General features: G+C 44.7%; 20 protein-coding genes. 10 read left to right on the top strand and 10 right to left on the bottom strand.

What is annotated here, in order from left to right:
- Positions 1-13: 13 nt before the first annotated feature.
- A complete protein-coding gene (locus J4N45_RS25125; protein WP_252015296.1) occupies positions 14-1,111 on the top strand; it encodes an alkene reductase in 1,098 nt (365 codons plus the stop codon).
- A 166-nt stretch (positions 1,112-1,277) separates the two neighbouring features.
- Complete coding sequence (locus J4N45_RS25120) at positions 1,278-1,553, top strand: nitrogenase-stabilizing/protective protein NifW (RefSeq protein WP_128649176.1); 276 nt, start codon at positions 1,278-1,280, stop codon at positions 1,551-1,553.
- Between the two features lie 584 nt (positions 1,554-2,137).
- Here J4N45_RS25120 and J4N45_RS25115 read toward each other — a convergent pair.
- Entirely contained in the window at positions 2,138-3,571 is a 1,434-nt protein-coding gene (locus J4N45_RS25115; protein WP_234496401.1) for a PTS transporter subunit EIIC, read from the bottom strand.
- A 255-nt stretch (positions 3,572-3,826) separates the two neighbouring features.
- On the opposite strand from J4N45_RS25115, the gene J4N45_RS25110 reads away from it, so the two are divergent.
- Positions 3,827-5,026 carry an enolase C-terminal domain-like protein gene (locus tag J4N45_RS25110; protein ID WP_234496402.1) on the top strand — a complete coding sequence of 400 codons (1,200 nt, stop codon included), beginning with the start codon at positions 3,827-3,829 and terminating at the stop codon, positions 5,024-5,026.
- Between the two features lie 27 nt (positions 5,027-5,053).
- Here J4N45_RS25110 and J4N45_RS25105 read toward each other — a convergent pair whose 3' ends face one another.
- Together J4N45_RS25105 and J4N45_RS25100 are read right to left on the bottom strand one after the other, a co-directional pair.
- Positions 5,054-5,767 carry a GntR family transcriptional regulator gene (locus J4N45_RS25105; protein ID WP_252015295.1) on the bottom strand — a complete coding sequence of 238 codons (714 nt, stop codon included), beginning with the start codon at positions 5,765-5,767 and terminating at the stop codon, positions 5,054-5,056.
- A gap of 147 nt (positions 5,768-5,914) precedes the next feature.
- On the bottom strand, positions 5,915-6,445 hold the full coding sequence (locus tag J4N45_RS25100; RefSeq protein ID WP_252015293.1) for a glycosidase: 531 nt from the start codon (positions 6,443-6,445) through the stop codon (positions 5,915-5,917).
- A 395-nt stretch (positions 6,446-6,840) separates the two neighbouring features.
- On the opposite strand from J4N45_RS25100, the gene J4N45_RS25095 reads away from it, so the two are divergent.
- Positions 6,841-7,332 (top strand): tetratricopeptide repeat protein, encoded by a 492-nt coding sequence (locus tag J4N45_RS25095; RefSeq protein ID WP_252015291.1) that lies wholly within the window; start codon positions 6,841-6,843, stop codon positions 7,330-7,332.
- Between the two features lie 14 nt (positions 7,333-7,346).
- Here the strand turns inward: J4N45_RS25095 and J4N45_RS25090 are convergent, their stop codons facing one another.
- Both J4N45_RS25090 and J4N45_RS25085 read right to left on the bottom strand, forming a co-directional pair.
- On the bottom strand, positions 7,347-8,495 hold the full coding sequence (locus J4N45_RS25090) for a winged helix-turn-helix domain-containing protein (RefSeq protein WP_252015289.1): 1,149 nt from the start codon (positions 8,493-8,495) through the stop codon (positions 7,347-7,349).
- Between the two features lie 22 nt (positions 8,496-8,517).
- Complete coding sequence (locus J4N45_RS25085; RefSeq protein WP_252015287.1) at positions 8,518-9,852, bottom strand: MFS transporter; 1,335 nt, start codon at positions 9,850-9,852, stop codon at positions 8,518-8,520.
- Positions 9,853-10,011: 159 nt separating this feature from the next.
- Here J4N45_RS25085 and J4N45_RS25080 point away from each other — a divergent pair, with 159 nt between their 5' ends.
- Positions 10,012-11,013 carry a metal-dependent hydrolase gene (locus J4N45_RS25080; RefSeq protein ID WP_252015286.1) on the top strand — a complete coding sequence of 334 codons (1,002 nt, stop codon included), beginning with the start codon at positions 10,012-10,014 and terminating at the stop codon, positions 11,011-11,013.
- 102 nt (positions 11,014-11,115) lie between these two features.
- Here J4N45_RS25080 and J4N45_RS25075 read toward each other — a convergent pair whose 3' ends face one another.
- Entirely contained in the window at positions 11,116-12,165 is a 1,050-nt protein-coding gene (locus J4N45_RS25075; RefSeq protein ID WP_252015284.1) for a polysaccharide lyase family 7 protein, read from the bottom strand.
- Positions 12,166-12,599: 434 nt separating this feature from the next.
- Between J4N45_RS25075 and J4N45_RS25070 the strand changes: the two genes are divergently transcribed.
- The 5 genes from J4N45_RS25070 to J4N45_RS25050 all read left to right on the top strand — a co-directional run bounded on the left by J4N45_RS25070 (position 12,600) and on the right by J4N45_RS25050 (position 17,359).
- The gene (locus tag J4N45_RS25070) at positions 12,600-13,562 is read left to right on the top strand and encodes a TRAP transporter substrate-binding protein (protein ID WP_252015282.1); all 963 of its coding nucleotides are present in this window, start codon (positions 12,600-12,602) and stop codon (positions 13,560-13,562) included.
- A 66-nt stretch (positions 13,563-13,628) separates the two neighbouring features.
- Complete coding sequence (locus J4N45_RS25065) at positions 13,629-14,123, top strand: TRAP transporter small permease (protein ID WP_252015280.1); 495 nt, start codon at positions 13,629-13,631, stop codon at positions 14,121-14,123.
- A 2-nt stretch (positions 14,124-14,125) separates the two neighbouring features.
- On the top strand, positions 14,126-15,430 hold the full coding sequence (locus J4N45_RS25060) for a TRAP transporter large permease (protein ID WP_252015278.1): 1,305 nt from the start codon (positions 14,126-14,128) through the stop codon (positions 15,428-15,430).
- 165 nt (positions 15,431-15,595) lie between these two features.
- Complete coding sequence (locus tag J4N45_RS25055; protein ID WP_252015276.1) at positions 15,596-16,498, top strand: homocysteine S-methyltransferase family protein; 903 nt, start codon at positions 15,596-15,598, stop codon at positions 16,496-16,498.
- Positions 16,499-16,504: 6 nt separating this feature from the next.
- Positions 16,505-17,359 carry a patatin-like phospholipase family protein gene (locus J4N45_RS25050; protein ID WP_252015274.1) on the top strand — a complete coding sequence of 285 codons (855 nt, stop codon included), beginning with the start codon at positions 16,505-16,507 and terminating at the stop codon, positions 17,357-17,359.
- Positions 17,360-17,446: 87 nt separating this feature from the next.
- Here the strand turns inward: J4N45_RS25050 and J4N45_RS25045 are convergent, their stop codons facing one another.
- From J4N45_RS25045 to J4N45_RS25030, 4 genes are all read right to left on the bottom strand, one after another.
- Positions 17,447-19,690, bottom strand: coding sequence for a bifunctional metallophosphatase/5'-nucleotidase (locus J4N45_RS25045; protein WP_252015273.1), 2,244 nt, complete (start codon positions 19,688-19,690; stop codon positions 17,447-17,449).
- A gap of 388 nt (positions 19,691-20,078) precedes the next feature.
- Complete coding sequence (locus tag J4N45_RS25040) at positions 20,079-21,203, bottom strand: YibE/F family protein (RefSeq protein ID WP_252015271.1); 1,125 nt, start codon at positions 21,201-21,203, stop codon at positions 20,079-20,081.
- A 112-nt stretch (positions 21,204-21,315) separates the two neighbouring features.
- Complete coding sequence (locus J4N45_RS25035) at positions 21,316-24,132, bottom strand: response regulator (RefSeq protein ID WP_252015269.1); 2,817 nt, start codon at positions 24,130-24,132, stop codon at positions 21,316-21,318.
- A 74-nt stretch (positions 24,133-24,206) separates the two neighbouring features.
- Entirely contained in the window at positions 24,207-25,466 is a 1,260-nt protein-coding gene (locus J4N45_RS25030; RefSeq protein WP_252015266.1) for an acyl-homoserine-lactone synthase, read from the bottom strand.
- Positions 25,467-25,536 lie beyond the last annotated feature (70 nt).

Here is a 25,536-nt window from a genome sequence, read left to right as displayed (position 1 = left end):
GAGGTTTATGATTATGACAGATTCAATGTTTCAACCAATTCAACTGGGTTCACTCACTCTAAAAAACCGTATCGTAATGCCACCGATGACTCGATCTCGCGCGTCACAGCCAGGTAACGCAGCGAACGATATGATGGCTGAGTACTACGCCCAGCGCGCCTCAGCAGGTCTTATCGTTGCAGAAGGCACACAGATCTCTCCAATGGGTCAAGGCTATGCTTGGACACCGGGCATCTACTCTCAAGAGCAGATCGCTGGCTGGAAAAAAGTGACTGATGCAGTACACGCAAAAGACGGCGCTATCTTCGCTCAGCTTTGGCACGTAGGTCGTGTTACGCACCCTGATAACATTGGTGGTGAACAGCCTATCTCTTCCTCTGCATTAAAAGCAGAGAATGTAAAGGTTTTCGTCGATAACGGCACCAACGAGCCAGGCTTTGTTGACGTGGTTGAACCTCGCGCTATGACCAAGCAAGACATCAAAGATGTGGTCGAGCAATACCGCCAAGCGGCACTAAACGCTGTTGAAGCGGGTTTCGATGGTATCGAACTGCACGGTGCGAACGGCTACCTAATCAACCAGTTTATTGATTCAGAAGCGAATAACCGCCATGACGAATATGGTGGTTCAATTGAAAACCGCTTACGTTTCCTAGACGAAGTAGTTGCTGCTGTTGTTGATGCCATTGGTGCAGATAAAGTGGGTGTTCGCCTAGCGCCATTTACTTCTCTAAACGGTACTGTCGATAAGACACCAGTAGAGACCTATACCGCGGCTGCACGTGTACTTAATAAACATAACGTCGTGTACATGCACATTGCGGAAGTAGATTGGGATGACGCGCCTGACACACCAGCTGAGTTCAAAACAGCGGTTCGTGAAGCGTATCAAGGTACCATCATTTACGCAGGTCGCTATAACCAAGAGAAGGCAGAACAGGCTCTAGCTGGTGGACTTGCTGACATGGTTGGCTTTGGTCGTCCATTTATCTCGAACCCAGACTTACCAAATCGTATCAAGCACGGCTACCCGCTAGCTGAGCACAATCCAAACACCTTGTTTGGCGGTAACGAAGTCGGTCTACTCGACTACCCAGAGTACCAAGCATAAGTTCACAAGCCCGAGGCTAGGGGGCTTCCCATTTAGGGAATGACGCCTTGGGCTTGTCTCCCGTTCCCTACTATCCTTATTCCTTTCTTATTTATTAGCCTTCAAAGTGACTATTCGCAGTTGATCGCTTACAATCTCGACAACTTCATTAACCCCTTCCAGTACGATGAGCTTTGTTGAACTTCAAGACAAACTGGCTACCTTCACGGCATTAGAGCAAGTGTTTGACTACTTTGAGGTTGAATACGATCGCAAGTTTCTTGATGAATATCGCCTGCCGCTTTTAAAGCGTTTTAACGGCTATCTTTTGATGCAAAAACCGGAAGACTGGTTTGCTGCGAGAAGGGTGCTTAGAAATGCGTATTGTAAGATCCAAAGAGGTCGATTAGACCCTGCAACACGTTCTGCCTGCAGGGGATGTACGTCTTGTATTCGACGGTAAAAATCGAAACTTAGACTCAGCCGATGTGGCTATACAAAGAAAGTGTGACGACAAAGTTTGAAACTCACTGTTGAACATTAATGCTCTGCATCTATTCATTTCTAACATACCCTATATAACCGTCATCCTCACGAAAGTGAGGATCTCCTACAGAGTGTAGGTGACTGAAAGTATTCGACTAAGTTGCATAAATCAACTCCGCGACGCGCCGAATGAGATCCCCTTTTTCAAGGGGATGACGGTGATTTTTGGAGGGTGTGAACACGAACTTGGGTAGTTTTGAGTTACGTTGATCTACCCCGCAAGCACAGGTCTGGACATAAATACTCTGCATCCATTCATTTCTAACGTACCCCATATAACCGTCATCCACACGAAAGTGAGGATCTCCTATGTGGTATAAGCAACTGAAATTATTCGACTAAGTCGCATAAATTAACTCCGTGACGCGCTGAACGAGATCCCCTTTTTCAAGGGGATGACGACGATTTTTGGTATGGCTTGAAACACCAAAAAGGCCCACACCCTAGTAACTATCTCTAGTTAAAAGCGTGTGAGCCTTTTCGTTTTAGACTACTTGTAGATTACTTATCGTCGACGTTTACAAACATCATAGTCAGAGCAAATGCCAGAGCAAATACACCCACAACGCCAAGTACTGCTTGAATGAAGTTCTGAGTACCGCTTGCTAGGTAAGCAGGAAGACTAAATACAGACGATAGAATGTAGCTCGTTAGGTGAGTATCAATCGTCACAGAGATTGCGCCGACAACACCAGCAGCCAAGCTCGCAGTAAACAGTGCTTTTGTGTACTTAGTTAGAACACCGAATAGAGCTGGCTCAGTAATGCCTAGAATCGCTGTGATACCAGAGCCTACTGTTACTGACGACTCTTCTTTAGAAACATGCTTACGCTGCTTGTACCACACGGCCATAGTTGCACCAGCGATTGCTAGGTTGCCAAGACACATGATTGGCATCAGTAGATCTTTTCCGTACAAAGCAAAGTTGTTCAAGCTGATTGGCGTCATGCTGTGGTGGATACCAAACACGATAGTAATTGGGCGCGTCAAACCGAACACGAAGCCAGTTAGCGTTGGTGAAATCTCAAGAAGTGAGCTCACGACCCAGCCCGCACCGTTACTTAGCCACATACCCGCTGGAGCAACCAAAGAGAGTACGATTGTAGATGTCACAGTAAAGGCGAGCAGCGGTGTAAATACCGGTTTTGCTGACGATGGAACGAATCGGTCAACAAACGGTGTCACCTTTGAGAGTACCCAAACTGCTAGGATGGCCGGGACGATAGCGCCGCCGTAGTTCAGTAGCTCTACAGGAATTACGCCCATTACCGTGAGTTCAGGTGCCGCGCCGGCATCTTTGAGTAGCGCTGCTTTCTCAACCAGTTTTGGTGCCAGCATTGCTGATGACACGGCTAGTGCGATGTACTCGTTAACTTTAAACACCTTGGCTGCAGAGAAAGAAACCAGCATAGGTAGGAAAAAGAATACGGCAGTAGAGATTGAACGGAAGAAGTAGACCGTATCGGATGATTCTGAAATCACATTGGTTGCGATAAGGCCAGACAGCAGTCCCATTAACATACCGGCACCAGCGATGGCTGGTACTACTGGTCCGAAAATACCTGCGACCACGCGCATTGCACTTTGGAACAGCTTACCTTTTTCGACCTCGAGAGTTGGCTCTTCGGTACTCGTGCTGACACCAGAGAGTGCATTGTACCATTTTTCTACATCGACACCGATGACAACTTGAGTTTGTCCTTGTGCAAGAACAACACCTCGCACGCCCGGGATTTTCTCAAGGGCATCTTTTTTTGCCAATGACTCGTCCGCAAGCTTAAAGCGCAGGCGCGTCATACAGTGGGTAATGTTTACGATGTTGCTCTCACCACCAAGCGCCGTCACTAGCACTTTTAGGTTGTCGTTGAAACCGTTTTGCTCACTATTATTTTTCGTTGTTGAGTTCACGTCATCAAGCGTTTCAGTCAGTTGCATAATGGAATTTCCTGCCGTTATTTGATGGGGACATAATATCCAGAGGGCGTATCTACCCCAATCGAAAAAACAGAGAGATTCGTCACATTAAATGCGTCAATTCATTAATTTTAAGCTATTTTCATCGATTGGTTCGTTTTTCTTTGTAAAAGTCCATCGATAACGAACCAGTCAAATTTTGCCATAAAATAGCGCTTGAAATCTGTTTTTTTTCGCTGTTAGATAGAATGAAATTTCTGACCTAGAGCCAATATCGTGAAAGAAAATCTCATTACAAATATAGAATGTGTGATTACCAAACCAGACCGTCATAATCTAATTACTGTGATTGTGGAAACCGAATCAGGGGTAACGGGTTATGGTTGTGCAACATTTCAGCAGCGTCCACTTGCCGTAAAGACAATGGTGGATGAATATATTAAGCCACTGATTATTGGTCGAAATGCAAATAACATTGAAGACCTGTGGCAGATGATGATGGTTAATTCCTATTGGCGTAATGGACCAGTCATTAATAATGCGATTTCTGGTGTGGATATGGCGCTTTGGGACATTAAAGCAAAACTTGCAAATATGCCGTTACATCAACTGTTTGGCGGCAAATCAAGAGATGCGATTCAGGTCTACACTCATGCAACTAGCGATACTATGGAAGGCTTGTATGAGCAAGTCGATCAGTTCCTAGAACAGGGCTATAAGCACATTCGTTGTCAGCTTGGTTTTTACGGTGGCGTACCAGAGAACATGCACACAACAGAAAACCCAACGGAAGGCTCGTATTACGACCAAGACCAGTACATGGCGAATACACTGAACATGTTTAAGCTACTTCGTGAGAAGTACGGTAATCAGTTCCATATTCTGCATGACGTTCACGAGAGGTTGTTCCCTAACCAAGCGATTCAATTTGCCAAGCAAGTTGAGCAGTACTACCCGTATTTTATCGAGGATATCTTGCCACCAAACCAAACAGAGTGGTTGAGCAACATTCGCAGTCAGACCTCGGTATCTTTGGCTTTAGGTGAGCTGTTCAACAACCCAGAAGAGTGGAAGTCGATCATCATTAATCGTCAGATTGATTTTATTCGTTGCCATGTTTCGCAAATCGGTGGTATCACACCTGCATTGAAACTCGGTCATTTCTGCGAGAGCTTCGGTGTGCGAATTGCTTGGCACTGCCCACCAGATATGACACCAATCGGTGCTGCAGTGAACACGCATATGAATGTCCATCTGCACAACGCGGCAATTCAAGAACACGTGCATTACAAAGAGAATACGCGCCGCGTGTTCCCGAATGCAGCAGAGCCAAGAAAGGGTTTCCTATACGCGTCAGAAAAGCCGGGTATTGGCGTTGAAATGGATGTGCAAGCAGCGAAAGACTTCCCGGTTGAATATCGTCCACATGAATGGACACAAAGTCGACTGCCGGATGGCTCAATCCATACACCGTAAAGTGACTAATAGAAAACGACCGCTAATTTAGCGGTCGTTTTGATCTCGGTATTGCAAACTTTCGTTATTAAATTTGGTGTGATACGTACATTGATAGTTAATATCGAGAATGTCACTGACAATAAAAGCCTCTCCCGATAAAAGAAAGCCTCGATTAGTAATATTCATTGCCGACGTTGAACGTTTGCATTCTAATAGCTTTGCATCTTCAGATGATAAACTTACTGCTTTGTAACTGGTTAAGTAGCTGTCTATTTCTAAACCCAATGAAAGCGCGAGCTTTTGCAGCGAACTTTCAACAATAGTGTCATTCATTTTGGGGAATAAATGTACCGGTAGAATCGTTTCTTCTATTTGAGTGATTTTATCTTGAATGAGCCTTAACCGTTTGATGTGCCACAAGTAATCATTTTCACCTATAGAGAAAACTTGCATCTCATGATGAGTTGGTACTCGTTTATTAAGCTGAACTTTTTTATAGGAGATCTGCTCGAAGCTATTTTCTGTTATCGAGTTATATATGAGTGGCGAGCCAATCATCGCTGTATTAACAAAATACCCCGACCCCGTTTTGGGTTTGGCTACACCAATTGCCTCAAGTTTCGATAGGGCCTTTCTGATAGAGAATCGAGATAATTGATATTTGTCGGCGAGTTCTCTTTCTGAAGGCAGTTTGTGTGTGATAACACCTTGGCAGATTTTACTGATCAGGTCTTGAACCAGCTGTTCATGCTTTTTCATTGCGGGCTTTGTGAATTACATCAGATGGTATTAATGATAGCGACGAAAGAGGGATATTGGCAAACCTATTGAGGTAGCCATTGAGAGTTTTGAGGGGTCAAGCGAGATTTGAAGCCAAGTGAGGTTCACTCACTTGGCTACGAGGCGTTACATACACTTATTCACTGATACAGCGACGGGATTTGCTTTCTCGTCGAACTTAACTGACCAAACGTACTTTCCAGCAGTTTCGATGACCGATTTAGTATCTTTGCCATAGCCACCCCATTTAAGTACTTTTGTCTCTCCTGGGTTAAGTGTACGACCTTCTGCGGTGTATTGTGGTTTCCAGTCTGAAGCTGCGTACTGCATGCTGAACTTACCTGGTTTTTCGTCTATCACTGCTTGATACAAACCGTCTCCTTTGTGCTCGAACTTACGTCCGTCGACGTGTTTCCAGTTTGAATCGGCAAACGTACCGACTACGAAAAGCTGTTTGCTAACAGGACCTTTATCAGCAACCGTTGGCGCGTCACAGACGGCCATCGCGGCGGTATCGACGCCTGCGGGAGCAGCCGCCACAGCAGCTGTCGTTGTTGCAGCACTGTCATCCGCTGATGATGTCGCTGGGTCAGACGCACAGCCAAACATTAGTGCACTTATCACTGCCATAGACAGAGCAGATTTTATTGATGTCATGGTTTGTCCTTTTTTATTTTTGGTTAGGGCGAGCCTAGGATATTCCTCACCCAAAAATAGCTACTCATCCCCCTAAAGAGGTGAAGGGGGATGAGTACAAAGGGTGAGAGTAATAGGTCACAAAATGTGCAAGTTTTCTTGCTGCGTTTTGTTAGCTGTTTTTGAGATAATTCTGATTTTTATCGTTAACGACAGGTCTGTTTAATATAAAATTCTGAGACTGTTCTCTTATTGAGGAAATATAACCAAATATTACAAACTGATAACGGGATCGTTTTTGGTAACACGAAGGGAGTGTGTTTTCTGGTATTTGAGGTGTGGTGATTTTGCTAAAAGGTGAACCAGTAAGAATTGCGTCGCGTAAGTAAAGAGCGTCGGCAAATCAGGAGAGAACCATGCGAAGCAATATAATCCTCGTAACCAGTATGATCGTTTCATCAAGCCTTTGGGCTGCCGGCTCTGGCTCGAGCAGCAACCCTCTCAGCCGGGCTGAGCGGATATACAATCAGGGTGTTGAGTTGATGATGGACAAGCAGTTTCTTGATGCAGAGCGAAAATTTCGAACAGCCTTGAAGCGAGATAAAGACTGGGCGGAAGCGCACAACAACCTAGCGTATACCTTACGAAAGCAAGGCCCAGACCATTACAACACGGCGATGTTTCACTACAACAAGGCCATAGCACTCTCTCCAAAAATGCCTGAACCTTATATGTATCGAGGTGTATTACATGTTCAGATGGGCAATGCCGCACTTGCGAGAGAAGATCTAGATACGCTAAGACAATTGCGTTCACCTTTGGCGGATGAACTGGCATTTGTTATCGCCCGGGGTGAAGAGAAAACGCCAGAGCAGTTCTTTGGTGTGTCTGAAAAAGTAAAAGGCTGAGGTTCTCGTGCGAGTTAGGCAACCTGTCGTGAGATACTGAAAGTTGCACATCCATTGAAATGAGCAAACTGTGCGAGTTCAAGCTCTAGACTGTCCTTAAATGCAGTCTGCTTGTTGGCACTGGGCTCAATGTGGAGCGTTATAACCTCTAGGTGCGCCTCTTTCCTGTGGGCTTTACAATCTGCTCTTGCAACCAATCGCCCGTCCCACAATATTGGTAAGACAAAGTAGCCATGTTGCCGTTTGGTCGCGGGGACGTAGCACTCTAGAAGGTAATCGAAGTTAAAAAGCTTGCTCACCCTGTCGCGCTGAATGACAAGATTATCAAAGGGGGAGAGGATGCGTGTTTGTTTTCGATTCAGCCTTTTATCCAATAACGAAAGGGATTGAGGACGAGTGAAATAGATCTCTCCATTCACTGATACCTTATCTATTTCTCCCTCCTCAACTAGCTGATTTATCGCTTCATTGACGCTCGCTTTCATACCTTTTTGTAGATAGGTTATTTCTGCCAATGTGGCTAGACCATGAGTCACAAGCGAGTTAATGACAAGAAACTTTGCATGTTCCAGCGCTGTTGGGATTCCTGTCTCGATGTGAGAGGGCAGCACTCGCTCAGTTAGGTCGTAAACTTTATGAAAGCTCTTGCGTTCAGTAATCATCAAATCACCTTGCATGTAAAGCATTTCGAGTGCTTGCTTAGTCGGTTTGCTCTCCCATCCCGTTTTCTTTGTGACACTAGATTCAAAATCTCTCGCCATTAAAGGACCATCTGATGTGATTCTCGCGAGTACCTCCGACATCAGCTTAGGGTTTTTCCTAAACCAGTGATTTTGTTTGTCTGACTTGATGGCGTGTTTTCGAGGTAGTGAAAATTGAAAATTTGCCATATCCAGATACGAAGCAGCATGAGACCAATACTCGTATACCAAACGTTCTTTCACCATCCGATCTAAGTGCTCTGGAGCGTAACTATGATTCCGACTCCAAAAGGTGTGGTGGTGTGCACGTTGCACGACAGAGATGGTATCAATCTGCACATAGCCTAACGTCTGCATCGCTTGCACGGTTTTCTGGTAAGCGGTACCAGTTAGCTTTTGAGTAGGGAGCCCCTGAGACAGCAGAGCAATTTTCTGAGCCTGTGCGAGAGAAATAGACTGCATTACATAACTTCCAAGCTAGCCATTAAGAAAACACTGTTGTTCGCTTGTTCTTTATGTAGAACCAAGCACTGATAGCGATAAACAGAAACGCAAAGTAATAAACAAACGATGACAGAGAGGCAATGAAATCAACATGTTGCTCAATTTGCTGTTCCGTATAATTTTGGGAAAGCAGTTTATAGTAATAGGCGTAAAGCATGCCGATAAACCCATAGCCAAGATTAAACATGAGCCCCTTAAAACTAAGTACAGTGGCTCTGTTGTGCGATTCGGTCTTCTTGTTCAGGTGATAGCTGATGAATATATTCATCGTCATGGTGATGAAGATTAATGTTAATGCGGGAATGACTCCGAAGATAGGCCAGCCCAGACTAATGCAATAGTAGGTTGCGATGGTGGCGACCCCCATTGCTAGGATGAATCGTTTTGGCTCCATTTGTTCAGCCAGCCTGCGGCTCCTTCCTGCGAGTAGTATTTGAAACACACTGATTCCGGCGCCAATAAAGCCGATGTAGATAATGGGGATCTCAATCGCTCGATAATATTGACTGTTCATGGTGAGAAACATGCGCGAGGTATGCTCGAATAGGCTGTAGTAGAGCAAAATAAACAGAACGTAAGGGGTTGATAGCACCCACTTCCCAGTATTCATGGTTAGCTTAAGGCTCGCCATCGTTGTAGCGAGTTTTCCGCCTTCTGCCGTCTTCTCCTTTTTCTCTTCTTCCATACTAAATGCAGCATAGATAGCAATGAGAGCGACAATTAGAGTGGCGAAAACCGGAATACGCATGATGTCTTGTGTTGACTCTGGCCTGTTCATCCCAAGCGCTTCAAAAATCGGAGCCATAAAGTTCACATCGTACATCGCCGCACCAAGCAAGGTAACGACAATCCCTACGCTTGAGGCAATGCGAAGCTGCATTTGCAGAACTTGGGGCCAGACTTCTTCTTTACCTTGATCTTTGAGTGTGTCGTACGCGAGTGCTTCGTCGGCACCACTTGCCAGTGACATGGCGAGCCCACTCAACACTCGATTAATCAAGAAAACCATGAAGACCACGTTGGGGTTCTCTGTCGGAACTAAGGCTATCATGGCGATTTCAACAAACATCACGAGCGAGGAGAGGACGACCAGCTTTTTGCGACCTAAGGTGTCAGCAAATGCGCCCGATGGCACTTCTGAAATGACAATGGTCGCCGCCCAAACGACATTGAGCATAGCAAACTGTGAGAGGGTAAGACCGTAATCCAAGTAGAGTAGTGTGAAAACTGGGTAGTAAAAGCGTGCAAAGTAACTGCTTCGGAACATTAAGAAACAGCGGACGTTGCGAACTTGCAGGATCTCTTTGACGGTCATAATGAATAGATACTTATTGTTATATAGGAATAGGTATAAACCTATTTGCTCGATAGGTAAAAGATTTCACTTCAATAATAGCTACATTAGAAAGATCAGTCATTTACTGCTATAGCTGATTGTATGGTCTGTTCGAAATTATCAGCTTTAGAGTGAATTATGGATCCAATAACACAGGGTGTCCTCGGCGCGTCTTTGTCGCAATCGGCGAGTAAAAAGCAAAATATACTGATTGCTGGCGCTCTTGGGCTTCTTGCTGGCATGTCGCCTGATCTCGACGTTTTAATTCGCTCTTCAAGCGATCCTTTGCTGTTCTTGGAGTATCACCGCCAGTTTACCCACTCCCTATTGTTTATTCCTTTTGGTAGCGTCATTTGTGCCATTGTGCTTTATCACGTGTTTGCCAAACGGTTCGGCTTTTCCTTCGCTCAGACTTGGTTTTACTGCGCTCTAGGATACGGTACCCATGCGCTTTTGGATGCGTGCACCTCTTACGGTACTCAGCTTCTCTGGCCATTTAGCAACGAGAGGTACGCTTGGCGGGTGGTGTCGGTTATCGATCCCATGTTTACCTTGCCTCTTTTAATGTTGGTGGTCATCGCAACACTAAAGCGTAGCCCGTGGTTTGCCAGAATCGCCATGATATGGGCGCTAGCTTATCCGCTTGTTGGAATGGTCCAACGGGATCGTGCTGAGGTTGCGGGCTGGCAACTTGCCAAGGCGCGCCAGCATCAGGTTATTGAGCTGGAAGCCAAACCGAGTTTTGCTAATATCCTAGTGTGGAAGGTCGTTTATGAAACCGAGGATAGTTACTTTGCGGATGCAGTGCGAGTGGGGAGGACAGTAAAAGCTTATCCGGGAGAGTCCATTAATAAACTGGTGGTTACCAGAGATTTTCCTTGGTTAGATCCAAACTCGCAGCAAGCGAAAGACGTGGAGCGATTTCGTTGGTTCTCTCATGGCTACCTAGCTCAAGATCCCAATAACTCATCTCGAATCATGGACGTTAGGTATTCGGTTGTACCTAATGAGTTTAAAGCGCTATGGAGCATCGAGTTGTCGCCGACGGCTTCAAACGATGAACACGCCAATTACGTGACACACCGAGGCAGTACTTCTGAGTCGAGACAAGTATTTTATGACATGCTGTTTGATAGGTGAGTGTATTTTATCGGTCGGTGCGCTTGAAGTAACACTTGGCACATCTATTGCGCTCTTTGAACAGGAGATGTGCCAAGAGCGCAATAGTCTTAGTGAGCGGTTTTATTTACCATTCAGCTTAAGTACTGAGAAGGTTACGCTGTTGTAATCGCCATTTTTCTTATCTGTCGCGAAGTCACCCGTACCCGCGCAGCCTGGCCCCCAAACAGGGTGTTTCTCTTGGGTGCTACATTGACCATAAGCACCTGCCTTGAAGTAGAAATCATCTTCCGCGTAGCCAGTTGGGAAGTCTTTCTCATCGATGCCTTTGCTTAGGTCGATTTCGTACTTCACGGTATCGTGTCGTGCAGTCTCGAACGTTAGATACATCATGGTGCCTTTGACTTCTACCTTGTAGCTGAACTCTTCTCCAAGCTTGATACCTGCTTTACCTGGTTCTGCTGGGTTTTCCCAAGTGTTACCCCAAACAGGGTAAGCAATATCAGCGCGATCAGGATCAGCTTTGGCTAGGTTACGCTCATAGTTCCAGAAAACGGAACCATACTCGTGATCAGGAAACTTCTTGTAGAAAATCTTCAGCGGTTCGTTACCGTGGCCATAACCCGTTTTGGCTTCTATCAACTCGTTGTGTTTTTTAGCGTGAATCTGACCAACTACCACAGAGTGTGCAGGGTATTTTTCAGGGAATTTCGCATTCAAAGACACGTGATTGACTTTCAACGTTGCCTCTAGCGTTCCGCCCACGGCGCTGTAGCTTTTGGCATCAGGGTGGCTAGAGAGAGCCCATTGGTTGAGTTTGTCGTTGGTGAGAATGTTATCGAAGTTCGCGCCGCGTGGCATTTGACGAAGCTCAGAGCGTGCATTCTTTGAGTTCTTGGTGGTGATGGCTTTGTTGTGTACTTCAAATACTAGGTTGCCATCTTGATCGAGATGGAAGAAGTCCTCGTGAGAGTAGCTAAGCATAGCAACCCCTTCAATTTCATCGACCTTACCATCTTCATTAATATCAGATGGGATCGTGATCTTCCAGTTTCGCATGTCAAACTTGTCAGCAGGTACAGGGTATGAAACGCCATTGTTAGCGACATCAGCTAGTGTGGTTAATGGTAGGGAGAGTAGGATAGAGCCGGCAATGATGGTCAACTTTTTCATTATGTTAATTCCATTGTAATGTCATATTGTCTTACATAATATTTGGGCAAAATAGAATGAAAAGTTGAGTTAAATTGATATGTGTAGCCGATCACATATCAACCAAAACTGCGTATTGAATATTGGCGCTAGTTAACAAAATTAGCCTATTTCAGCGATCAAATGTTGCAGCCAATAAGAACAATTAGTGCTTTTAAAATAGCACTTTGAGAGCGATTCTTATGCTCTAAACTTTCTAATCTTTCCTATCTTTATATCGAATCTACAATTTTAGAAATTTGTCACAGTTTGTTATATGACGTGGTAAAAAAATAAGCAATCTATCACATAAGTGTAGCTGATAAATTGTAATACAAAAATATAAGAGTATTCATTGATAGTGCAATAAGTAACCAAAAGAATTAAAACTAACTTACCTATCAAGGAATGAAAACATGAAGATCAAACCTACTCTGACCCTCGCTGCTGCTTCAGTACTTCTTGCTTGCGGTGTACAGGCTAAAACGTTAACACTCGGCCACGCGATGAACTTAGAAAGTGCGGCGCACAAAGGCATGGAGATTTTTGCTGCAAAAGTGAAAGAAAAGTCTGGTGGTGACTTGGACGTGCGCATCTTTGCTAACGGAATGTTAGGTTCTGAACGTGATCAAGCAGAGCAAGTGGTCACTGGTGCCATTGATATGGCGAAAATCAATGGCTCATTAGCCGAGTCTTTTGAACCAACGTTTAAAGCGGTTTCTATTCCATTTTTGTTCAGAAGTTCTGAGCACATGCATGACTTCATTCGAAGCGAAGCAGCGGAAAAAATGCTCCAGTCTAGTCAAGGTAAAGGTTTTCTAGGCTTAACATTTTATGATAGTGGTTCCCGAAGCTTCTACAGCTCAAAACCTATTCATTCTCCTGATGATTTGGCAGGTCTAAAGATCCGTGTTCCAGAATCACCAACTATGATTGAGATGATTCGTTTATTAGGAGCAAAAGCAACGCCGGTCCCATTTACGGAGGTTTACACTGCGTTGCAACAAGGAGTCATTGATGCAGCAGAAAACAATATCTCTTCGCTAGTTGAAATGAAGCACATGGAAGTGGCGAAATTCTACGCTATGGACCAGCACATGATTACACCAGACCTCATCATGATTTCTGAAACCACGTGGAATGGACTGTCTCCAGAGCATCAAAAAATCGTTAAGGAAGCAGCGACCGAGTCGATGGAAGAAGAAATCAAAATCTGGGCCGAGATTGATTCAGCTAACATGAAAAAAGCGAAGCAAGCAAACGTTGAGTTCATTGAGGTGGATAAATCTAAGTTCCGTGAGCGAGTTGCCCCTATGATCACGCAAGCCAAATCGGACCCTGTTCTGGGCTACTACATCAACGCAATTGAAGCGCTATAAGCAACAGCTGTTCTCTATCTGCGCCAAGGGTCATGTCCCTTTGGCGCATTCGCTTAGGTAAGTTTTATGTATAAATATATCCATATGATTAAGCAGTGGATGGATAAATTTGTCCTCTGCTTTTGTGGCTTTGCCATTATCAGTCTTGTGTTGGCCGTAACATGGCAGGTGTTTAGTCGTTATGTACTCAATGATCCAAGTTCGTGGACCGATGAAGCAGCTCGTTACTTAATGATTTGGTTTGGTTTGGCGGGTGCAAGCTACTTGTTTGGCAAGAATGGTCACTTAGCGATCACTTTGTTTGTGGGGGCGTTAAAGAGCACACATCAGAAATACGCCTTCTTAGCGATCAATGCGACCTCTGTGGCCTTTATCAGTGTCGCTATGATCAAAGGAGGCTTGCAGCTAATTGGAAGAACAGGTTCTCAGTTGTCCCCAGCGCTTCAAATACCAATGTCCTATGTCTACACAATTCTCCCAGTTGCGGGTGTACTCATGACGCTCTATATCGTTCTTAATACGTTAGAGCTATTCACCAAACCCGAACATAGCCGAGGTTAGTTATGGATATTTCAGTCGGTTTTTGGCTTCTATGTTTGTTCTTGGGGTTGATTGCTTTTAGCGTACCTATCGCAATTGCTATAGCGACCTCTTCGTTGATTATCATGTGCACTATCATGCCTACGAATGTGGCATTTATGACCGCAGGGCAGAAAATAGTGACGGGTATTGATAGTTTTAGCCTGTTAGCGATTCCGTTCTTTATCCTAGCCGGTAATATTATGAATCGTGGGGGTATTGCAGCAAGGCTCGTTGACTTTGCAAAGGTTCTAGTAGGAAAAATGCCAGGGAGTTTATGTCACGTTAACGTGATAGCGAACATGCTTTTTGGTTCAGTTTCGGGCTCTGCGGTAGCCGCTGCGGCAGCAGTTGGTAAAACGCTTGAACCAGAGCTCGAAAAAGAGGGTTACGACAAATCCTTCTCGACTGCCGTAAACGTTGCTTCATGTCCTGCAGGTTTGCTTATTCCGCCAAGTAACTCGCTGATTGTATTTTCGGTAGTAAGTGGTGGTACTTCTATCGCTGCACTTTTCATTGCGGGTTACATTCCTGGCATATTGATGGGCGTAACCTGTATGGTGCTTGCCTACTTTATTGCTAAAAAACGTGGGTACCAAGATACGTCACCAAGAGTTTCAGTGCGTGAAGCTCTCCAGATAAGTTTACGTGCGATGCCGAGTTTAGGCCTCATCGTTGTGGTTATCGGTGGGATTATCGGAGGTATATTTACAGCAACAGAGGGGGCGTGCATTGCAGTGCTTTATGCTTTTGCACTGTCTTTGTGTTATGGCACTTTGAATCTAAACATCATGAAAACCATACTGGTAGAAACGGCAGAAATTACGGGCATTATGTTGTTCTTAATTGGTGCTTCTACCATTATGTCATGGGCAATGGCATTTACTGGACTTCCAAGCTTGATCAGTGAGTGGATGATGTCTATATCAGACGATCCAATCATGATATTTATCATGATGAACCTCATACTGTTGGTTGTGGGCATGTTCATGGACTTGACGCCCGCCGTATTGATTTTTACCCCTATTTTCATGCCTATTGCAACTCAGTTGGGTATGCATCCTGTGCACTTCGCGATGATGATAATCTTTAATCTATGTATCGGTATTGCAACGCCTCCAGTTGGTACTGCATTATTTGTAGGTTGTAGTGTCAGTGGAGCCAAGATTGAGAGCGTCATTAAATCGGTGATACCTTTCTGTGCGTTACTCATAATTACCTTGTTGGCGATTACTTTTATCCCAGAGATCAGTCTTACGTTGCCAAGAATGTTTGGGTTAATTCAGTAACTCTCACTAGATGAGATGCTGGTTCCTGCTGGGGCCAGCATCATTCCCGCTTAAGCTTCACGGTCACCATGATCTATCTTGTTTCCATCCTACACTTAAAGTTTTTCAAATTTATGGTTTAATGGCTGGTCTACAAACACCAATATAGAGCAGTAGGTGAGAAGGATGGCTAGATTAACAATTTTAGATGGTGGAATGGGGCGAGAGCTAGAGCGTATTGGTGCGCCTTTTTCGCAGCCTTTGTGGAGTGCGCAAGCTCTTATTGAAACCCCCCATTATGTTAAGCAAGCTCACCAAGCTTTTATTGATGCCGGTGCTGAGATCATCACGGTCAACAGTTACGCTTGCGTTCCGTTTCATCTTGGAGAAGAACTTTACGAAGAACAAGGCGCCTCACTCGCGGGTAAAGCAGCACGGTTGGCTCATGAAGTTGCATCGCAGAGCGAGCAAAAGGTGCAGGTAGCAGGTTCACTGCCACCTGTATTTGGTTCGTATCGCCCCGATCTATTTGAACCAGAGCGCGGGAAAGCAATAAGCATTGAACTGCTACACGCACAAGATGAGTATGTCGATTTGTGGTTGGCGGAGACAGTCGCAAGTATTGCTGAAGCGAAAATGTATGCTGAGCTCTTCAGTCTCACCGATAAACCTGCGTACATCTGTTTTACGCTACAGGATGAAGAGGATCAGCCTGCAACGCTACGTTCGGGAGAGTCTTTGAAAGACGCCATCGCCTTATTGGCAGATATTGACGCACAGGGTGTCTTTTTTAACTGCTCGATCCCAGAAGTGATTGAGCGAGCGATAGAAGTGGTCAATCAGGTTACCAACCAAGTGGGTAAGTCACTTGAAGTAGGTGTGTTTGCTAATAGCTTTACGCCAATCAAGTCGGGTCATCAAGCCAATGCATCGATTCAAACTGTGAGGCATTTTTCTCCGCAAGAGTACTTGGTGTTCGCGAAACGCTGGCATGCCCTTGGCGCTTCTATCATTGGTGGCTGTTGTGGCATTGAGCCGCGCCATATCGATGAGTTGACGAAATGGAAGCAGAGCTTAAGCAAGGGGTAGGTCTACATGGAACGTGTTGGAAAAACGGCCTTGATCGTTGAAGGTGGGGCGATGAGAAGCGTCTTTTCATGCGGCGTGTTGGACCACTTTATGGCAATGGACTTTTCGCCTTTTGACAGCTTTTGGGGAGTATCGGCCGGTGCGAGTAACTTGGCTGCATACCTCGCTAAGATGCCACTAAGGAACAAGCGTATCTATCTTGATTACAGTTTGAGAAAAGAGTTTGTATCGCTCTCTCGTTTTATACGAGGTCGCGACATGATTGACTTGGACTGGATGTGGGAGATTACGCTTAAAGAGCTCGGTATCGACAAGCAAACTTTTGATAGCGATACGCGCCCATTTTTTCTTGTTGTGACGAACAGTGCAACGGGTCAGCCGGAATACCTCACGCCGGACTCTAAGCTCTTAGCAGAAACAATGAAGGCGAGTAGCGCACTACCCATTCTTTATCGTAGTGGTGTAGAACTCGACAATGGTCATTTTGTTGATGGTGGTGTGTCGGATTCTATTCCTATCCAAGAGGCGATAAAACGTGGTGCTTCGAAGATCATGATCATACGAAGCCGAGATAAATCGTATAAAAAATCCAAGCCGAAACTAGGCGTTAGCTATCCTCTGTTTTTGAAAAAAACGCCGGCCCTTATTGCCCCAATGCAGACGATTTATGAACGCTACAATCAAACGCTTGAGCTTATCAATCATCCCCCAAAAGGTATCCAGATATTAGAAGTTTGTCCGCCAGATGGATTTTCGTTGAGTCGACTGACACAATCGAAGGACGAACTGACAAAAGCGTATCAGTTGGGTGTAGAAGCCGGCAAACATGCTATCAAGAACTGGCATAAAGAAAGCGAATAGGCAGTGATTGAAATTTTATTAATCCCGAATTAATAAAGCCTCTCGTATCGAGAGGCTTTGTCAGAGCGTTATCTAATGAATCACTCTTTATGGTTGGTTAGCGTAAACACAACCTTGATAAAGAGCATCCCCTTGAGCTGAACCAAACTGTGGGTTCGCAAAGTAAGTTGATTCATCATTGATGTTTACGGCTTTATAGATTGAGGAGCGTGCTCCAGCTTCTGCGCGCAGGATACAGATCTCTTTGTTCTGCAGCTTGTTCCAAAGCGTTTTACCTTTACCTTCGCGAGTATCGATCATGCTGCCTTGTTCTGTGATGCTGCCATCTTCAGCCACAATACCATATTGTTTGATATACCAATTTCTATAGTTAAAATCTTCGCGAGATAGTGTGTGGTGAGTATCAACATAGTCAGTTAGCATGTCACGAACAGCATAGATTGGCTCGTTTGTTGACTGCCATAGGTTATCCGCTTCAGTGATCCAGCCTTTTGACAGCATAGTCGTGCCGTAGCGGTAGTCGTTTACGGCTAGCGTGTAAGTTGCATTCGCATCAAACTCAGTACCTGCGATTTCAACAATGTCGATACGCTCGCCATCGGTGATCTTGTTACCTTCACTGTCTTCAACACGACCTTGTTTGCTTAGGTCCACAACGTACTTGATTGAACCGCCAAAGATGTCGTAGTTGAATGCTGGCATGTTTGGGTTGAACGATACTGTGATGTCGCCTTCTACATATTGGTTGAAGTAGCTGTATGACCATTCCATGTAGTCTTTTAGCTGCTCACCTTTAATCGATACTGCGACAAGTTCGTTGTCGTACATGTACAGGTTTGCACTGTCTTTCTTTTTGTACTCTTGACCGTTAAATAGGTTTGAGCCATCAGAGAAGATTGCCGCAGCAGAAACGTCAACTTTAATGCCTTGTGGGCCTTTCTCTTCGATATTCATGATTTGAATGTCGTTGATCAATGCCGACAGAGGCGAATCAGCGAGTTTAGCGTTGTGAATGGTAGTGTAGAGACGAAGGCCATCGTTGTTTAACACTTGCTCTTCACCGGTCGCTTCATCAGCACCGCCGTTTGCTGAGTTAGTAAAGTTACCTTCAACTTCACCAATCAGTTCGTTCGCATCTGCAACAGATATATCGTGTACCCACTGCATTTCATTTTGCAGCGCAGCGTCTTCTTCAATTTCATCTACTTTTCGGTTTGAAAGCGTCGTATCGACAATCTGCCACTTGCCATTATCGTCTTTCTCAAGCTCGATCTCAGCTTTAGCTAGCGCCCAGCCCCAGTTGCCTGGCTCAATAACTTTTACTTTCGTGTGACGGTTTTCAGAGTTGTACTCTCCTGAGATAGACTTGTCTTCCATCTCAGCTTCGCCATCGATTGAAATCTCAAGCATCTCTTCAGTGTAATCAGAGTCTTTTTCGACTTGCTCGATGAAACGAGCGTGTTCGTGACCCATGAAGATTACGTCAAACTTATCCGCAAGCTTAGACGCAATTTTGTGTACACCGTCGCCATTTTCCTTACGACCGTAGTGAAGTGCACCAATAACCACATCTGGGTTGTACTCGTTGATAACTTCATTTACGGCAGACTCGACAGAAGTGAACTCATCTTTGAAGTCCAAATTGCGGAAGTTGTCAGGCGACGCAGCTTGCCAAACTTTTACCCAAGATGGAGTTAAACCCACGATTGCTACGCGAGCACCGTTAAACTCATAAACCTGATAAGGAGGCAGTAGCGGGATTTCTTGACCTTCAGTTTTACATTCTGTGATGTTGTCTTCCCAGATGATGTTTGAAGAGATAATTGAACCTTTAAAGCCCTCTAAGTTACGGAACAGGAACGAGCGCTCAAAATCAAACTCGTGGTTACCCGGAACCCATAGGTCGTAATCCATAAAGTTCATGGTTTCGACAACCGGGTGAACTGGTTCACTGTTAAATAGCTCAGCTGAATTACCTTGAACGGTATCACCAAGGTCGATCATTAGCATGTTTTCAGCGTTCGCACGCTCTTCGTGAAGAAGAGTCGCAATCTTAGTAAAGCCTGCGTTTACATCTTCATCATCAAGGGCATAGTCATAAGCCCAGATACGACCGTGCATGTCACCTGTAGCACCGATAGTGATTTTCTGGTGATACAGATCTGGATTATCACCACGAACGATCATTGGGCTTTTGTTTTGGAAAGTTTTACAAACTTCCAGTTCAGGTAGATGAACGGGTGGGTTTGTATTGTTGTCATCACTGCTATTACAGCCTGCAATTACCAATGCGGCAGCTACAAGCGAAAGTGGTTTAGAAAATTTATACATATTATTAGCGTCTGCTTTGTTCGAACTCGGCGCTGACTATACGGATAGAGATTTAGAGTAAAACACCTAGTTAATGTAGAGTGTTAGCAAACATGTATTTTGTAAGTTTGGTAATGTTTACTGATGAAGTAAACGATTGCATGTGTGTTTTTGGTGTTCTAAATTACATTTCTGCAACGGAGTGATCGGTTGCGCAAACGGTAAAAAAGCTAACCTGCTAGGTTAATTGTGTGATCGTGGTCACGCATGCCTTACCTCGAAGATTCATTGAGTTGCAGTGTTCTGTGATGTGTATTTATTTACATTTAAATGATTGAATTCGGACTGTTTTCGGTGGTTTTGGATACAAAAAAGCCCGCTCTAGAGCGGGCTGGTGAGAGACGGGGGGCTAGCGTCGATAGATGTAACTCGCGATAGCAACAGAAAACGGGACGGTTAGAATCAAGCCAATACTGCCAGCAAGCCCGTGAATCATAGCTAGTGAAATGGCAGGGATATTCATGAACTGCATTACAGGCATCTGGAACCCCCAAATCATCATAATCGTCGTTAAACTACTACCGACAAACGCAAGCACAAGCGTATTGGTCATGGTGCCAAGAATGTCTCTACCAATTCGAATCGTCGCTAAGAGTCTATCCTTCTCACTTTGCCCAGGGTTGGCCTCTCTGAGTTCGTGATATGAAGAGACCATTGATATCGCAACATCCATGACCGCACCCAGCGCAGAGATCATAATGGCGACGAACAGCAGCCAGCGAATCTGAATCTGAGCAGAACCACCAAGGTAGAGCAAGTCTTCCCCTTTCTCGAGATACAGTCCGTTAAGCTGTGCCATTTCCCCAAATAACTGTGCGGCAACGCCGGCGGCGACAATTCCGGCTAATGTGCCAAGCATGGCTGATAGAGACTTCTTATTCCATCCAGCGATCAGCAAGAAGTTAACTATGATTTTCAGAGACATCAGGGCTAAAGTGACTAGAACAGGATTCAAGCCAGCAAAAATAGCAGGTATGAGGACACCAATGAGAAGCGCACCCGTGAAATAAAGTGATACAACGGAGTTGAAACCCTGAAAACCAGCGAGCAGGATGATTAGCGCGACGATTATCCCGAGCATCCAATAAACTGCACTCGCACGGTCATGATTAAAAGGCCAGTAGAGAGTACTAGATGCACGGTCGCGTATGAGAAGAACGAATGAATCGCCTTCTTGTAAATAGACATTATGGAGCCGACTTATGTTGTTCTCGACTTCAACCTGCTCACCCATTTGCTCTCCTTCGTCAATCGTAGCGATGACTCTCTGCCTTCCCGTGACAATACTCGGCACCATTGGATCAGGACGAACCTCTTCTCTGAGGATGGTTTCCGCTGTCGCTTTTACAAAAGTTTGCTGGTTGTATGCGGCAGGTCGAAAGCCTTCGCTGACAATGGGGGAGAGATAAAGAATGAGTGTTGCAAGTGCAAGCACTAATGTCGGGAACAGGTAGCGTTGTAGTCGAGTGAGCATGATAAAGGGATAGTATTTACAAAAGGGAGCATATATTAGTCATACAAAAAAAATGTGCAAGTCGAACGAAGCGAGTCTTTCGCTAATTTGGAGAGGGATTAGGGGAGTATGATTATTGTCCAATGACCATTGAGGCTGATGGCTTTTGATTATCTGTAGAGCAATCCTCGTCACACCATTTACGAATCATAGATACGAGCTGCTTTTTCTCCGCAGGCTTCGGGATGTAGTCATCCATTAACTCATCGATAGATTGGCGGGCATCAGGTCCGCTTTCCCCTGAGAGCGAAATAATGGGCACAGAGCGGCAGAACTTTCGAATCTCTTCACAGGCTTCAAAGCCATTCATATTAGGCATTCGAATGTCCATGAAAATAAGATCAAAGGCCGTTTGCTTCGCCTTTTCAATGGCTTCCATTCCTGATGCTGCAAGGTGTACATCGACACCTTCTAAAACTAGGTAGCTTTGTACTAAGAGTCGATTCACGTGAGTATCGTCAACGACAAGCACTTTCTTACCTGTCAGTGACACCTTTTTCTTGAGAGCGCCAGCTTCACAAGCTTTAACGAATGAACGCCAGAAACTGTGTTTACTTGAGACCGACAGTGCTGCATCAAACACGTTGTCACTTGGGCTAAGCTCCTCATGAAAATATGAGCGGCAGTACAATATTGGCAGTTCACTCCCTTGTACAGTACTCCGAACCACATTGGCAATTTCAGATGCTGTGGATGGTTCGCAGTCGGAAATCAGAACAAAATCGACCGCTGATGTCTCAATTTGACCTGTCGCCTGATCGCTGTTTTGGCTGTAATGAACAGAAACGTCAAAGGCATCATCAAAATAGGGGTCAAGAGGTTTCTGCTGTGCGGCGGGAGAGACGACTAACGCACGCTTGTTCGATAGATGCGGCTGAAGATTAGAGCGCAGTTCCGTTTCAAACTCTGAATCATCTACTGAGGGAAAAGAGAGTTTAAATGTAGCGTAGACACCTTGTTGGGATGTGCAGCTTATGCTGCCCTTGAATGCTTCCATCACTCTCTTGCAATAGGCAAGTCCAAGACCCGTACCCGAGTCTTTACCATCAGTAAACAGGTCGTCAAAAAGGTGCGGCAGGTTGGACTCTGGAATACCAGGGCCATAGTCGGTAACAAGCAAGGTATTTGCGGTTTTTCCTCGGCTCAGCTTGATGTCTATTTTACTTTCTGGATACTGCTCAAAGTAATACGTCGCATTCTTAAGCAGGTTAAATATGACGAAGCTAAACAGCGTATCGTCTCCCCAAAACACAAAGTCTTCGAGGGTCAGACTGACGCGTTGCCTATTTTCCGGTTTATTGAAGCTGAAGTCGTTGATGGCTGAAATGGTTAACTCACTAGCAGAGTGCAAAGAGAACAGCTCTGACTTCAGTGTATCGCCGCGTATCTCTGCCAACATAGCATCAATAAAGCGTGTTCCAGATAATACCGCTCGTTTACTCTCGTTAAGTGCTTGATGGAGTTCTTTGATCTCCTCTGAGCTCTGATTCCCCAAGTCGATGCTTTCTTTGCCAAGCACTTTGGTATCGATCTGGTCAAAGTGATATTTGAGCTTGCTGAATGGGTTACGTATTTCGTGGGCGATTGAACCCGCAATGATCTGGCTCTTACGTACTTTTTCTTCGGCGATGATCCAACGGCTAGCCTCGTTGAAAAGCGCATGCAGTCCGACCTCTTGGTCCGCAGTAATTAAAGGGTGCTGTTTAGACTGACGCGCAAGATAGAAGTGGGTAACCTCTTTGCGGCTTCCAAAGATGGGCAGGACCAAAGACACGTTGTTGGCGGAGATGAAACCGACGATCTCGGCAATCTTGTCCCGACCGCCCATATGGTTGTCGAGAATATACTCCAGTTCTTCCTTGATGATGATTCGCTCGCCTTTTGCGAAAAAGTCCAGAAGTAGGGCATCTTTGTCCGCCAGCACTTTTCTTATGTAGCCGCGCTTAACTCCTAATGTTTGATTTAGCTTATCAACGGCATCGTCGCACGAGAATCGAAACTCAGATTCAAGGCTAACTAACTGGTCAATGCTATTACCTGCTTTGCCGTAAAGGAATTGATTAAAGAACCAGTAAACCTTCTTGAACAGCTTTTGATAGAAAAGGCCAGTGATCACTATCCAGCAGAGTAGAGCGATGTTTTGATGACCACCGAAATCCGTGATTATGAGTGCGGGAGCTAAGAAGATGGCGATATTAGTTAAAGAACTTACGCCAACCAGTGTGATGTATCGACCGCTATAGAATCGATTACACAGTAAAGCGTAACCAATTAATGTCATCTCGAAGACTGACAAGGTGGGGGCAACCCAGACCAGCGAAAAGTCGTCAAAGAAGTAGGGTATAAAGATCATCACAATCAAGGTAGAGACCATAAACAGGATGACACCACCCATCATGTAGCCAGATTTCAACTGTGTTAACCGTAGTTCGCTCTTCCATGCTCGCAGAAAGTTAATAAAAGTCAGACAGATGATGAAAGGAGCGGTAAGGAAAAAGACCGTGTTGTAATCCCCGAAGCGGATTAAAAACTCGCCTGCTGCACGTGTCTCTACGCTAATGACAGTCATCCCTGGAATGATGTTCACGATAAGGGAGTGGAGCGACAGTCCCACCAAAAGTACTAACTGTAATCGAGATATTTTCCGGCTTTTAGACTTGGAGATGAGCTTACAGGAAAACCAATAAGCTGAGAGAATCGCAAAAGCACAGAAAACATTCGCGCCGATAGCCATGTACCAGGCAACATCACTGTCATAGTAGGTGAGCAGATCCGATTGAAAGTAAGCGTTAGCGAAGATCCAACACGCGATGAAAAAGGTGTACAGACAGTAAGGGAGGTAGATCGATTGATCTACTCCAAACTGGTTCTCTGCCATCTTATATGACATGTAAACTGTCCATATAAGTACACCAGTACCGATCAAGTACATGATCAGTGCTGGTGTATGGGACAGAGCGTATCCTAGAATTTCATGCATGATGCAAAAAGTGTCTTACTTCTTTTCCGTGCTGACAAAACCTTCTTATAGTACTGCTTATAGTTGCATTCTCCAATAGCTTTAACCATAGGCGCACTTAAAATTAAGCCCTTATAGGTTTGTGGTGCGGTCGGGTTAATTTGTTGATAAGTCATAGGGACATAGCAATCATTGAGGTCACTATATAAATTTACAGACTGAAAAAAATAGAGCAGCGCGGGTTGTTCGGTAATAACATACACTCCTTTTATACCTACTTGCTTCATAAATATAGAAATATATTTAATTGTCAAAAATAAGATGTTATTGAGTTTACTGGCTGGGGCTCCTATTGCCATTCTAATCAACTCACAACAGTCTCGTCCATGTTTGACGTTTTGAATAAAGGATTGATCTAGGCCTTTAGGGTTGGTTAGGTTAAGTTTATTGGCTAAGTTATCATTAAAAATGCCTGAAAAGTCTAGTGCTTTTATATTTCTATCCTCCAGTGAAACAGTCCAATTATCGGATTGGAAAAATGGATTGAAAGCCAGCCAATCATTTTTTTCGCGCCAGCGTTGAATTTTTGCTGACGATACCAAGGTTTTGTGACCCTCATCGTCTTGTTGGTACAATATAAAATGTTCACCTTTGGACGACAGCTCTAGTTCAGATAACATTTCATACCAATGCTGTTGCCTTACAAAGGTTTCAAGATTGATCAGTGTATTGGCACTTGATAGAGGTAGTGACTCGTCTGCGAACTGAGTCCGAAAGCGCCTTTCATCATTTTCAATGTTCTGCACCAGCTCTGCCACGTACCCATCTTCTAATTCGCACCTTCCCAGTAGAACCGCCTGCTCAGATTGCTTGCTCCACTTCAGTAACACATTGTCTAGCAGTAAGGTGTATCGCTTATACTCTACCCAGAACGGCAACAACCCACCAAAGAGTGAGAGTGATTGAAGTTCGATGTAGTGGTAGAAGTTGGGAACGCCAAAAAGCGTGGTGTCTTCGACCAGTGCCGACATAGTATCGGAGTTGTATTTTGCATCTAAATTTCCTTCGTAATTACATGAATTATCGAGATTATTTAACTGTTCCAATCGTTTACTGATAATTACCTCAAAAACTTTTCTATCGTTGTTAGCCACAATATAGTTGTGGACTTCCCTCAGAAATAAAGTTTTAACGTCTTCGGTTGATTTCAGATTTGTGGTATTTAGCGCTAGGGGTTGAGTGCTAGTAATATGGAACTCAGACATTTCTTTTCCTCTTTTGTGATTAACTAAAGAAATTGTATGCACTAAGTTGCTAAGATCTTTAGAGAAGAGT

This window comes from Vibrio sp. SCSIO 43140 (genome assembly GCF_023716585.1).
Classification (GTDB): Bacteria; Pseudomonadota; Gammaproteobacteria; order Enterobacterales; family Vibrionaceae; genus Vibrio; species Vibrio maritimus_B.
This window is presented reverse-complemented; position numbering and strand designations above follow the sequence as displayed.

Bases quoted from the DNA above. Each gene is read 5' to 3' on its own strand.
- J4N45_RS25040 (WP_252015271.1), bottom strand. From the start codon at position 21,203: ATGCTCACTCGACTACAACGCTACCTGTTCCCGACATTAGTGCTTGCA.
- J4N45_RS25100 (WP_252015293.1), bottom strand. From the start codon at position 6,445: ATGACATCAATAAAATCTGCTCTGTCTATGGCAGTGATAAGTGCACTA.
- J4N45_RS25105 (WP_252015295.1), bottom strand. From the start codon at position 5,767: ATGAAAAAGCATGAACAGCTGGTTCAAGACCTGATCAGTAAAATCTGC.
- J4N45_RS25055 (WP_252015276.1), top strand. From the start codon at position 15,596: ATGGCTAGATTAACAATTTTAGATGGTGGAATGGGGCGAGAGCTAGAG.
- J4N45_RS25075 (WP_252015284.1), bottom strand. From the start codon at position 12,165: ATGAAAAAGTTGACCATCATTGCCGGCTCTATCCTACTCTCCCTACCA.
- J4N45_RS25045 (WP_252015273.1), bottom strand. From the start codon at position 19,690: ATGTATAAATTTTCTAAACCACTTTCGCTTGTAGCTGCCGCATTGGTA.
- J4N45_RS25070 (WP_252015282.1), top strand. From the start codon at position 12,600: ATGAAGATCAAACCTACTCTGACCCTCGCTGCTGCTTCAGTACTTCTT.
- J4N45_RS25030 (WP_252015266.1), bottom strand. From the start codon at position 25,466: ATGTCTGAGTTCCATATTACTAGCACTCAACCCCTAGCGCTAAATACC.
- J4N45_RS25120 (WP_128649176.1), top strand. From the start codon at position 1,278: ATGAGCTTTGTTGAACTTCAAGACAAACTGGCTACCTTCACGGCATTA.
- J4N45_RS25035 (WP_252015269.1), bottom strand. From the start codon at position 24,132: ATGTCATATAAGATGGCAGAGAACCAGTTTGGAGTAGATCAATCGATC.
- J4N45_RS25080 (WP_252015286.1), top strand. From the start codon at position 10,012: ATGGATCCAATAACACAGGGTGTCCTCGGCGCGTCTTTGTCGCAATCG.
- J4N45_RS25060 (WP_252015278.1), top strand. From the start codon at position 14,126: ATGGATATTTCAGTCGGTTTTTGGCTTCTATGTTTGTTCTTGGGGTTG.
- J4N45_RS25115 (WP_234496401.1), bottom strand. From the start codon at position 3,571: ATGCAACTGACTGAAACGCTTGATGACGTGAACTCAACAACGAAAAAT.
- J4N45_RS25050 (WP_252015274.1), top strand. From the start codon at position 16,505: ATGGAACGTGTTGGAAAAACGGCCTTGATCGTTGAAGGTGGGGCGATG.
- J4N45_RS25065 (WP_252015280.1), top strand. From the start codon at position 13,629: ATGTATAAATATATCCATATGATTAAGCAGTGGATGGATAAATTTGTC.
- J4N45_RS25090 (WP_252015289.1), bottom strand. From the start codon at position 8,495: ATGCAGTCTATTTCTCTCGCACAGGCTCAGAAAATTGCTCTGCTGTCT.
- J4N45_RS25085 (WP_252015287.1), bottom strand. From the start codon at position 9,852: ATGACCGTCAAAGAGATCCTGCAAGTTCGCAACGTCCGCTGTTTCTTA.
- J4N45_RS25095 (WP_252015291.1), top strand. From the start codon at position 6,841: ATGCGAAGCAATATAATCCTCGTAACCAGTATGATCGTTTCATCAAGC.
- J4N45_RS25125 (WP_252015296.1), top strand. From the start codon at position 14: ATGACAGATTCAATGTTTCAACCAATTCAACTGGGTTCACTCACTCTA.